The organism is Stutzerimonas stutzeri KOS6 (assembly GCF_000307775.2).
Classification (GTDB): domain Bacteria; phylum Pseudomonadota; class Gammaproteobacteria; order Pseudomonadales; family Pseudomonadaceae; genus Stutzerimonas; species Stutzerimonas stutzeri_B.
The window spans coordinates 2,278,001-2,288,466 of the sequence record NZ_KK020676.1 but is presented as its reverse complement, the minus strand read 5'-3'; the positions used below and the strand labels follow the sequence as shown (position 1 = coordinate 2,288,466).

8 protein-coding genes are annotated in these 10,466 nt (G+C 62.5%); 4 read left to right on the top strand and 4 right to left on the bottom strand.

Annotation, left to right across the window (positions count from 1 at the left end; all coding sequences use genetic code 11):
* Nucleotides 1-168 precede the first annotated feature (168 nt).
* The 4 genes from pabB to B597_RS38470 are packed head-to-tail and all read right to left on the bottom strand — an operon-like array spanning nt 169 to nt 4,621.
* Entirely contained in the window at nt 169-1,509 is a 1,341-nt protein-coding gene (gene pabB, locus B597_RS38485; RefSeq protein WP_003294464.1) for an aminodeoxychorismate synthase component I, read from the bottom strand.
* 57 nt (nt 1,510-1,566) lie between these two features.
* Entirely contained in the window at nt 1,567-2,550 is a 984-nt protein-coding gene (locus B597_RS38480) for an alpha-L-glutamate ligase-like protein (protein WP_003294465.1), read from the bottom strand.
* A 3-nt stretch (nt 2,551-2,553) separates the two neighbouring features.
* Nucleotides 2,554-4,080: an osmotic stress tolerance membrane protein RloB gene (locus B597_RS38475; protein ID WP_003294467.1), complete on the bottom strand. Its 1,527-nt coding sequence runs from the start codon at nt 4,078-4,080 to the stop codon at nt 2,554-2,556.
* 4 nt (nt 4,081-4,084) lie between these two features.
* Nucleotides 4,085-4,621 (bottom strand): retropepsin-like aspartic peptidase RloA, encoded by a 537-nt coding sequence (locus B597_RS38470; protein ID WP_003294468.1) that lies wholly within the window; start codon nt 4,619-4,621, stop codon nt 4,085-4,087.
* Between the two features lie 271 nt (nt 4,622-4,892).
* On the opposite strand from B597_RS38470, the gene B597_RS38465 reads away from it, so the two are divergent.
* The 4 genes from B597_RS38465 to acnD all read left to right on the top strand — a co-directional run bounded on the left by B597_RS38465 (nt 4,893) and on the right by acnD (nt 10,403).
* Nucleotides 4,893-5,618 carry a GntR family transcriptional regulator gene (locus B597_RS38465; protein WP_003294469.1) on the top strand — a complete coding sequence of 242 codons (726 nt, stop codon included), beginning with the start codon at nt 4,893-4,895 and terminating at the stop codon, nt 5,616-5,618.
* Nucleotides 5,615-6,502: a methylisocitrate lyase gene (gene prpB / locus B597_RS38460; protein ID WP_003294471.1), complete on the top strand. Its 888-nt coding sequence runs from the start codon at nt 5,615-5,617 to the stop codon at nt 6,500-6,502. Before B597_RS38465 ends, prpB begins: the two co-directional genes overlap by 4 nt.
* Before the next feature lie 95 nt (nt 6,503-6,597).
* A complete protein-coding gene (prpC, locus tag B597_RS38455; RefSeq protein WP_003294473.1) occupies nt 6,598-7,725 on the top strand; it encodes a bifunctional 2-methylcitrate synthase/citrate synthase in 1,128 nt (375 codons plus the stop codon).
* A gap of 74 nt (nt 7,726-7,799) precedes the next feature.
* Nucleotides 7,800-10,403: a Fe/S-dependent 2-methylisocitrate dehydratase AcnD gene (gene acnD / locus B597_RS38450; RefSeq protein ID WP_003294476.1), complete on the top strand. Its 2,604-nt coding sequence runs from the start codon at nt 7,800-7,802 to the stop codon at nt 10,401-10,403.
* Nucleotides 10,404-10,466: the final 63 nt, after the last annotated feature.

The window sequence follows — 10,466 nt, the reverse complement described above, 5'->3', positions numbered from 1 at the left end:
AATACGGGAAAAACTTGACGGATGCCTCGGCCGCGCTTTTGATTCGCTTGCAATCCGTAGGGTGGGCTTCAGCCCACCAAATCCTGGCCTGTCGTTGCGTTGGGCTGGGACACGGGAAAAACCTGACGGATGCCTCGGCCGCGCCATTGATTCGCGCCAGCTTGCAGCCTAAAGCCCTTCCAGCGTTCTCAGCAGAACGCTCACCTTGTCGATCGATTCCTGGTACTCCGCCTGCCAGTCGGAATCGGCGACGATGCCGCCGCCGCCCCAGCAAGAGGCCAGTCCGTCACGGATGAGCAGCGTTCGAATGGCAATGGAACTGTCCATTTCGCCCCTGACATCTATGTAGAGCAGCGAGCCGCAGTAGATCGCTCGGCGGGTGGGCTCCAGCTCGTCGATGATCTGCATCGCGCGAATCTTCGGCGCCCCGGTGATCGAGCCGCCGGGAAAGCTGCCGGCCAGCAGGTCGAACGCATCCTGGCTATCGGCCAGTTCCCCGGTCACGCAGCTCACCAGGTGATGGACGTTGGGATAGCTCTCCAGGGCGAAAAGCTGGGGGACGCGCACGCTGCCGATTCGACAGCTGCGTCCGAGGTCGTTGCGCAGCAAGTCGACGATCATCAGGTTCTCGGCGCGGTCCTTCTCGCTGGCGAGCAGCGCCTGGGCTTGTGCGCTGTCACTTCGCTCGTCGTGGCCCCGTGGCCGCGTGCCCTTGATCGGGCGGGTCTCGACCGCCCCCTGGCGCAGGCGCAGGAAGCGCTCCGGTGAAAGGCTGGCAATGGCGCCCTGTTCGAGCGCGACGAATCCCGCATAAGGGGTCGGGCAGGCGGCCCGGAGTGCGCAGTAGGCTGTCCAGGCATCGCCAGAGCATTCAGCGCGAAAGCGTTGCGTGAAATTGACCTGATAGCAGTCACCCGCCTGGATATAGGCCTGGATACGTTCGACGCCCTGGCGATAGGCATCCACGCTGAGATCGGCGGTAAAACGTCCGAGCAATCTGAACGGCGCCGGTTGCCTGGCGGCGACAGACCCGAACAGGGCGATCAGCCGCTCACGCTCGGCATCGGGCGTTGCCGGGTGAAACAGTAGCTGGCTGGTCTGTCGCTGGTGATCGCTGATCAGTGCCCAGCTGTAGAGTCCAAAGCGAGCCAGCGGCAGGCCGCTGTCGTCCGTCGCGCGCTGGGGTAGGGTCTCCAGGCGCTCGCCGAAGTCGTAGCTGAGCAGGCCGATCAGACCGCCGACGAAGGGCAGTTCGCAACCTTCTGGCGGGTTGGTCTCGCCCAGCCGGCTCAATGCCTGACGCAGGCGCTGCAGGAAGTCGCGCCCCGACTCATCGGCACCAGGCTCGAGCACGCTCAGCGGCCAGGCGCTGAGTATGTCGAAGCGCCCACGGTCGGCTTTCGGTCTGCCCGAATCGAGCAGGATCGCGCCGGGGGCATGGCGGATGCGTTCGAACCAGTGGGCGGGATCGGCCCGATAGGGCAGGGCATGCAGCGTGCAGGTGGGCATGGGCGGAATCGATGAGGGCCAGCCCGCGAGGATACGCGGGCGGCCGGTTCAGGTCATTCAGGCGTGAGGCGGAACGTGTCCGAAGAGCTCCTGAGAGAACTTCACGCGTTCCTCCGGCGTTTCCTGGATGCCTTTGTCCTTGAGTTCGGCCAGGCGGTTCTCGACCGCGTGCGCCCGGTGCGTCAGGCCGCAGTCGTTGGCGATCTGGATGTTCAGGCCCGGGCGGGCGTTGAGTTCGAGAATCAACGGCCCCTTGTCCTGGTCGAGCACCATGTCGACACCGATATAGCCGAGCCCACAGAGCTCGTAACAGCCGGCGGCAAGCTTCATGAAGCCGTCCCAGTTCGGCAGCTGTACGCCATCCACCGCATTGGTGGTGTCCGGGTGCTTGGTGATCTTGTTGTTCAGCCAGGTGCCGCGTAGCGTGATGCCGGTAGCCAGGTCCACGCCGACGCCGATGGCGCCCTGATGGAGGTTGGCCTTGCCGCCGGACTGGCGTGTCGGCAGACGCAGCATGGCCATCACCGGATAGCCCATCAGCACGATGATGCGGATATCCGGGACGCCTTCGTAGCTGATGCTCTTGAAGATCGGGTCCGGGGTGACGCGATACTCGATCAGTGCGCGATCACGATGCCCGCCGAGCGAATACAGGCCGGTGAGGATATTGGAGATCTGATGCTCGATCTCCTCATGGGCCATGATCTTGCCGGAGACGGTCTTGTAGCGGCCCTCGAAGCGGTCGGCGATCACCAGGATGCCGTCGCCGCCGGCACCCTGGGCGGGCTTGACGACGAAATCGGTGTGATCCTTGACGATCTCCTTGAGCTTGTCGATGTCCTTTTCGGTCTCGATGATGCCGTACATCTCCGGTACGTGAATGCCGGCTTCGATGGCGCGCTGCTTGGTGATGATCTTGTCATCGACGATCGGGTACAGGTTGCGCTTGTTGTACTTGAGCACGTAATCCGCGTTGCGGCGGTTGATGCCCATGATGCCCTTGGCTTCCAGGGCCTTCCACGTCTTGATCAGACCGAACATGGCTCAATCCTTCAGAAAGGCTTTGAAGCGGAACAGCTCGGTCAGGCGGTAGCCGCGGTAGCGACCCATCGCCAGCATGAAGCCCACCATGATCAACAGCACCGCCGGGAAGGTGAAGATGAAGTAGGTCAGCGCCTGGATGTTCATCAGCATGAACGCCAGGCTTGCGGCGATCAGGGTGCCGACCGCCACCTTGAAGGCATGGCCGCCGCCGCGTTCTTCCCAGGTGATCGACAGGCGTTCGATGGTCATGGTCAGGATCACCATCGGGAACAGCGACACCGAAAGCCCGCGCTCGAGGCCGAGCTTGTGGCTGAGCAGGCTGATGACAGCGATCAGTACCACGACGAACGTCAGTACCACCGACAGGCGCGGCAGCATCTGCAGCTTTAGGTGTTCCAGGTACGAGCGCAGGGACAGGCCGAGTGCCGTGATCAGTGTGAACAGGATGATGCCGAAGCCGATCTGGGTTTCGCGGAACGCCAGGGCGATCAGTACCGGGGTGAACGTGCCCAGGGTCTGCAGGCCGCCGAGGTTGCGCAGAATCAGGATCACCAGCACGCCGATCGGAATCATGATCATGATCTGGTAGGTCTGCTGCGTTTGCAGCGGCAGGCCGTAGAGCGAGTATTCGAGGAAGTCCGCGTCGGTATTTTCGTCGGTCAGCTTGGCCAGGCGGATGGCATTCATCTCGCTGTTGTTGAGCGTGAAGGTGACCTGCGGATTGCGGCCACCCTCCAGGTTGACCAGCGGCTCGTCACCGGTCCACCAGACCAGGCGGTCAGTCGGCAGGCCCTGTTCGCCGGTACCTGGATTGAAGTACAGCCACTTGTCGCCATTGAAGCTGCGTAGCCAGAGTTCGGGTGTCTGCGGCTGATCGGCGTTCAGGCGCACGGTATGCACCCGCTCCATCGGAACGTGGGCAATGGACAGCAGCAGCTCGATGACACTTGCCTTGTTGGCAATGGATGCATCGCCGCCAAGCAGCAGCTTGACGTTGTCATCATTGGGGTTGTTCACCCGCTTGATGGCTTCGCTGATGAAGGTTTCGACATCGGCCGAATGCTGGCGGATGGGTGAAAGCAAGGCTTCCGCGGCGATCTTCTCCGGGCCTTCGACCGGGATGCTGTCGCGGAAGATCGGGCCGGTCGACTTGGTTTGTTCGCCGCTGTAGCGCTTGGTCAGCACAAGGCGGTAATAGAGAGTCTGATTGCCACTGGCCCGGCGCGCCGACCAGGTGACGCGACGGTTGCCGTCGGCCCGATTGATGCTGACGCCGTAGTTGTTGGAAATGAAGCTCTCGTTGAGGCTGACGAATTCCTGGTTCAGCGGCGGTACGTACATCTGCAGCTTGACCGGCTCGCGCGGGCTGGCCTGGAATTCGATCTTGGCATCGATGTTCCACAGGTCGTCGGTTTCGTCTTCTGTAACCGGAATGCCGAGTACGAATATCTGGTAGGCGGTGATCGACACTCCCAGTGCGACGAGCAGGAAGATCAGGACTTTCAGATGCAGGGTGAGAGCGCGCATGGGGTTACTCGTCAGCGTCAGATTCGTTGAGGCAGCCGGGGGTGCCGGCAGTGAAGGTGCGACCTGGGTCTACCAGGGCGCCGAAGCGGGTGAGCGCATCGGAACCGATCAAAAGTGGGTATTGGAAAGCGCTACGATCCGTGAGGTTCACTTCAATGGTGCGTTTTGCCTTGCCCATGCACAGATCGAGCTCGATGACCGGGCGCGCCGTATAGGTCTTTTCCTCTTCCGGATCGAAGTCGCCGGCTCGCCGCTTGATCTTGCTGATACGCGTCAGTGGGCGTTCGATGGGATGGGAATGAGCGTCGTCCAGCGCCAGATAGAAGCGCACCCAGGGTTCGCCGCCGCGCTTGAAACGCTCGATATCACGGGCGCTGAGCGACGCGGTCTGTGCGCCGGTGTCCAGCTTGGCTTCTACCTCAAGGCCGAAATCGGGTAGCCCGACGTATTCGTTCAGGCCATAGATCGTGTTGTTGTTGGCTAGGCTGGTCGTGGGCAGGATCGATACGCAGAGCAGCAGAAAAAGGGCTTTGACTCTCATGGAACCTGTTGTCTTGAGGGAAGGAACGGAACGAGCTGATGTAAGGCCAGGCGCGTCTGGTTGCGATAGCGGGCGAGCGAGCTGGGCGCGAAAGGCTGGCATTCTAGCATGCTGGTTTCGAGTCGGGACAATGGCAGGCCATGGGTCGTGCTCCGTGTTCCCTGTGATTACGACTTTAGTAAAAGTGTCGACAATCTGTACGGGCCTCCTGTTGACCATGTGAGTAATGCGGCGTAGTTTCGGCGAACTCAAATAACGATTGTCGACAATGATGCTGGATACACTTGAAATTCACCCGGCGGCGCAATCGATCGACAGTGGAACGCTGGCCGAGCATGTCTTTCGCCTGATACAGGCCGCGATCGTCAAGGGAGAGATCGCGCCGGGCAGCAAGATTTCCGAGCCTGAGCTGGCGCGTACCTATGGCATCAGCCGCGGGCCGCTGCGCGAGGCGATACATCGCCTGGAAGGGCAGAAATTGCTGGTTCGTGTGCCGCATGTCGGGGCGCGGGTGGTGTCGCTCAGCCATGCCGAGCTGATCGAGCTTTACGAGATTCGCGAGTCGCTGGAGGGCATGGCCTGTCGCCTGGCTGCCGAACGCATGAGCGAGGCTGAGATCGATGACCTGCGGCGTGTGCTGAGCACCCACGAGCGCGACGAGGCGTTTCAGGCCGGCGTCGGCTACTACCAGCAGGAAGGCGACTTCGATTTCCACTACCGGATCATCCAGGGCAGCGGCAACCGCACGCTGGCCAAGCTGCTCTGCGACGAGCTCTACCAGCTGGTGCGCATGTACCGCATCCAGTTTTCCACCACGCCGAACCGGCCGCACCAGGCCTTCGCCGAACACCACCGAATTCTCGATGCCATCGCCGAGCGTGATGGTGAGCTGGCGGAACTGTTGATGCGCCGTCACATCGCCGCTTCCAAGCGTAATGTCGAGCGTCACTTCAAGGGCGCTCTAGAGCAAACACCAGATGAAAGGGGTAATGCATGACTCAACCTTCTGCCGGTCAGCGTTTTCGTGACGCCGTGGCCAGTGAACATCCGCTGCAGGTCGTCGGTGCGATCAACGCCAACCATGCGCTGCTGGCCAAGCGCGCCGGCTTCAAGGCCATCTACCTGTCCGGTGGCGGCGTTGCGGCCGGCTCGCTGGGCCTGCCGGATCTCGGCATCACCGGGCTCGACGACGTGCTCACCGACGTGCGTCGCATCACCGATGTCTGCGACCTGCCGCTGCTGGTCGATGTCGACACCGGCTTCGGCTCCTCGGCCTTCAACGTGGCGCGCACGGTGAAGTCGATGATCAAGTTCGGTGCGGCGGCGATCCATATCGAGGATCAGGTCGGCGCCAAGCGCTGCGGTCATCGCCCGAATAAGGAAATCGTCTCGCAGCAGGAGATGGTCGACCGCATCAAGGCCGCCGTCGACGCACGTACCGACGACAGCTTCGTGATCATGGCGCGCACCGACGCGCTGGCGGTGGAAGGCCTGAACGCCGCGCTGGATCGTGCCGCCGCCTGCATCGAGGCCGGGGCGGACATGATCTTCCCCGAGGCCATCACCGAACTGGCGATGTACAAGACCTTCGCGGATCGGGTGCAGGCGCCGATCCTGGCCAACATCACCGAATTCGGTGCCACGCCGCTGTACACCACCGAAGAGCTGGCCAGCGTCGACGTTTCCCTGGTGCTGTACCCACTGTCGGCCTTCCGCGCCATGAACAAGGCAGCGGAAAACGTCTACACCGCGCTGCGCCGTGATGGCACGCAGAAGAATGTGATCGACACCATGCAGACCCGGATGGAGCTCTACGATCGCATCAACTATCACGCATTCGAGCAGCACCTCGATGCGCTGTTCGCCCAGAAGAAGAACTGAGTGAGGCAACCCCGGCGGGTTTGCCATCGGGGCTTTTCTGATCCATTTTCGACGTGATTTGCAGTATCCAGAACAAATCCAAGAAGGAGATAGCAATGGCTGAAGCAAAAGTACTGAGCGGCGCGGGCCTGCGGGGACAGATCGCCGGACAGACCGCCCTGTGTACCGTCGGCAAGACCGGCGCCGGGCTGACCTACCGTGGCTATGACGTACGCGACCTCGCGGCCGAGTGCGATTTCGAAGAAGTGGCCTACCTGCTGTTCTACGGTGAGCTGCCCACCGTTCAGCAACTGGCCGACTACAAGAGTCGCCTGAAGACCCTTCGCGACCTGCCGCAGGCGCTGAAGGAAGTGCTGGAGCGTATTCCGGCCAGCGCCCATCCGATGGATGTGATGCGCACCGGTTCGTCGGTGCTCGGCACCCTGGAGCCGGAGCTCAGCTTCGATCAGCAGCGCGATGTGGCCGAGCGCCTGATGGCCGCCTTCCCGGCGATCATGTGCTACTGGTACCGCTTCACCCACGACGGTGTGCGCATCGACTGTAGCAGCGACGAAGACACCCTCGGTGGGCATTTCCTCGCGCTGTTGCACGACAAGAAGCCAAGCGACCTGCACGTCAAGGTGATGAACGTCTCGTTGATCCTCTACGCCGAGCACGAGTTCAACGCCTCGACCTTCACCTCGCGCGTCTGCGCCTCGACCCTGTCCGACCTCTATTCGTGCGTGACCGGCGCCATCGGTTCGCTGCGCGGCCCGCTGCATGGCGGCGCCAACGAAGCGGCGATGGACATGATCGAGCAGTGGAAGAGCCCGGAAGAGGCTCGCGAAGCGATCCTCGGCATGCTCGAGCGCAAGGACAAGATCATGGGCTTCGGCCACGCGATCTACAGCGTCTCCGACCCGCGCAACGAGGTGATCAAGGTCTGGGCCAAGAAGCTCGCTGACGAGGTGGGCGACACCGTGCTCTACCCGGTCTCGGTGGCTGTCGACGAAACCATGTGGGAGCAGAAGAAGCTGTTCCCGAACGCCGACTTCTACCATGCCTCGGCTTATCACTTCATGGGCATCCCCACCAAGCTGTTCACGCCGATCTTCGTCTGCTCGCGTGTCACCGGCTGGGCGTCCCATGTGTTCGAACAACGCGGCAACAACCGGATCATTCGGCCGAGCGCCGAGTACATCGGTCCGGAACAGCGCAAGGTCGTCCCGATCGCCCAGCGTTGATCGGAGCGGGGAGTTCGTCGCCGGACTCCCCGAACCTCGCCCCACAGAACATTACTGGATTGAGTTCTTCCGGCATGAATACAGAACACCGCAAACCTTTGTCAGGCACCGGGCTGGATTACTTCGACACCCGCGAGGCGATCGAAGCCATTCAGCCGGGCGCCTACGACAAGCTGCCCTATACCTCTCGCGTCCTGGCCGAACAGCTGGTGCGTCGCTGTGAGCCCGAAGCGCTGACCGATTCGCTCAAGCAGATCATCGAGCGCAAGCGCGACTTGGACTTTCCCTGGTATCCGGCTCGTGTGGTCTGCCATGACATTCTCGGGCAAACCGCGCTGGTCGACCTGGCCGGCCTGCGTGACGCGATCGCCGAGCAGGGCGGCGACCCGGCGAAGGTCAATCCGGTGGTGCCGACCCAGTTGATCGTCGACCACTCGCTGGCGGTCGAGTTTGCAGGCTTCGATCCGGATGCGTTCGAGAAGAACCGTGCCGTCGAGGAGCGTCGCAACGAGGACCGCTTCCACTTCATCGAGTGGACCAAGACCGCGTTCAAGAACGTCGACGTGATCCCGGCCGGCAACGGCATCATGCACCAGATCAACCTGGAGAAGATGTCGCCGGTGATCCAGGCCCGCGGCGGCGTGGCCTTCCCGGATACCTGTGTCGGTACCGACTCGCACACGCCGCACGTCGATGCGCTGGGTGTGATCGCCATCGGCGTCGGCGGTCTGGAGGCCGAAACCGTGATGCTCGGCCTGCCGTCGATGATGCGACTGCCCGATATCGTCGGTGTGCGCCTGACCGGCAAGCGTCAGCCGGGCATCACCGCCACCGATATCGTCCTGGCGCTGACCGAGTTCCTGCGCAAGGAACGTGTGGTCGGAGCCTGGGTCGAGTTCTTCGGCGAAGGTGCCGACAGCCTGACCATCGGTGATCGCGCGACCATCTCCAACATGTGCCCGGAATACGGCGCCACCGCTTCGATGTTCTACATCGACCAGCAGACCATCGATTACCTCAAGCTGACCGGACGCGAGCCGGAGCAGATTGCGCTGGTCGAGCAGTACGCCAAGCAGACCGGTCTGTGGGCGACTGCGCTGGAAGGCGCCGAATACGAGCGTGTGCTGGAATTCGACCTGTCCAGCGTTGTGCGCAACATGGCTGGCCCGTCCAACCCGCACAAGCGTCTGCCGACTTCGGCGCTGCACGAGCGCGGCATCGCCGACGAAGACAAGCTGGCTGCAGCGCGGGCCGAGGAGGCCGCAGGTATGCTGCCCGATGGTGCGGTGATCATCGCCGCCATCACCAGCTGCACCAACACCTCCAACCCGCGCAACGTGGTAGCTGCCGGTCTGCTGGCGAAGAAGGCCAACGAACTGGGTCTGGTGCGCAAGCCCTGGGTGAAGACGTCCTTCGCGCCGGGTTCCAAGGTCGCCAAGCTGTACCTGGAAGAGGCTGGGCTGCTGAGCGAGCTGGAAAAACTAGGTTTCGGCATCGTCGCCTACGCCTGCACCACCTGTAACGGCATGTCCGGTGCGCTGGACCCGGTGATCCAGCAGGAAATCATAGAGCGTGACCTGTACGCCACCGCGGTTCTCTCCGGTAACCGCAACTTCGACGGTCGCATCCACCCGTACGCCAAGCAGGCCTTCCTGGCCTCGCCGCCGCTGGTGGTCGCCTACGCCATCGCCGGTACGGTGCGCTTCGATATCGAGCAGGATGTGCTGGGCACCGACAAGAGCGGCAATCCGATCACCCTGAAGGACCTCTGGCCGTCCGACGAGGAGATCGACGCCATCGTCGCGTCCTCGGTCAAGCCTGAGCAGTTCAAGCAGATCTACATCCCCATGTTCGATCTGGGCACCATTGAGGAAGCCAAGAGCCCGCTGTACGACTGGCGCCCGATGTCCACATACATTCGTCGTCCGCCGTACTGGGAAGGCGCGCTGGCTGGCGAGCGCACACTGAAAGGCATGCGTCCGCTGGCGATCCTGCCGGACAACATCACCACCGACCACCTGTCGCCATCCAACGCGATCCTGCTGGATTCGGCCGCCGGTGAATACCTGGCGAAGATGGGCCTGCCGGAGGAAGACTTCAATTCCTACGCGACCCACCGCGGCGATCACCTGACGGCGCAGCGGGCAACGTTCGCCAACCCACAGCTGGTCAACGAGATGGCGGTGGTCGACGGCAAGGTGCAGAAGGGCTCGCTGGCGCGCGTCGAGCCGGAAGGCAAGGTGATGCGCATGTGGGAAGCCATCGAAACCTACATGAACCGCAAGCAGAACCTGATCATCGTGGCCGGTGCCGACTACGGGCAGGGCAGCTCGCGTGACTGGGCTGCCAAGGGCGTGCGCCTGGCCGGTGTGGAGGTGATCGTTGCCGAAGGCTTCGAGCGTATCCACCGCACCAACCTGGTAGGCATGGGCGTGCTGCCGGTCGAGTTCAAGCCGGGCACCACCCGCCTGACCCTTGGCCTGGATGGCACCGAAACCTTCGATATCGAAGGTGATCTGTCGCCGCGCTGCGATCTGACCCTGGTCATTCACCACAAGAGCGGTGAAGAAACCCGTGTTCCGGTCACCTGCCGCCTAGATACCGCGGCCGAAGTCAGCGTGTATCAGGCTGGCGGCGTGCTGCAGCGTTTCGCCAAGGACTTCCTCGGGCAGGCGTGAGCGTCCGACCTCGTAGGGTGGATGGCGGTTTTTCCATCCACCGCACCAGCCCCTGCGGTGGAT

What these genes read in the sequence shown, in the direction of transcription:
- prpB (WP_003294471.1), top strand. Translation starts at nt 5,615, where the DNA reads ATGACTCAACCTTCTGCCGGTCAGCGTTTTCGTGACGCCGTGGCCAGT.
- B597_RS38470 (WP_003294468.1), bottom strand. Translation starts at nt 4,621, where the DNA reads ATGAGAGTCAAAGCCCTTTTTCTGCTGCTCTGCGTATCGATCCTGCCC.
- B597_RS38475 (WP_003294467.1), bottom strand. Translation starts at nt 4,080, where the DNA reads ATGCGCGCTCTCACCCTGCATCTGAAAGTCCTGATCTTCCTGCTCGTC.
- acnD (WP_003294476.1), top strand. Translation starts at nt 7,800, where the DNA reads ATGAATACAGAACACCGCAAACCTTTGTCAGGCACCGGGCTGGATTAC.
- B597_RS38465 (WP_003294469.1), top strand. Translation starts at nt 4,893, where the DNA reads ATGCTGGATACACTTGAAATTCACCCGGCGGCGCAATCGATCGACAGT.
- B597_RS38480 (WP_003294465.1), bottom strand. Translation starts at nt 2,550, where the DNA reads ATGTTCGGTCTGATCAAGACGTGGAAGGCCCTGGAAGCCAAGGGCATC.
- pabB (WP_003294464.1), bottom strand. Translation starts at nt 1,509, where the DNA reads ATGCCCACCTGCACGCTGCATGCCCTGCCCTATCGGGCCGATCCCGCC.
- prpC (WP_003294473.1), top strand. Translation starts at nt 6,598, where the DNA reads ATGGCTGAAGCAAAAGTACTGAGCGGCGCGGGCCTGCGGGGACAGATC.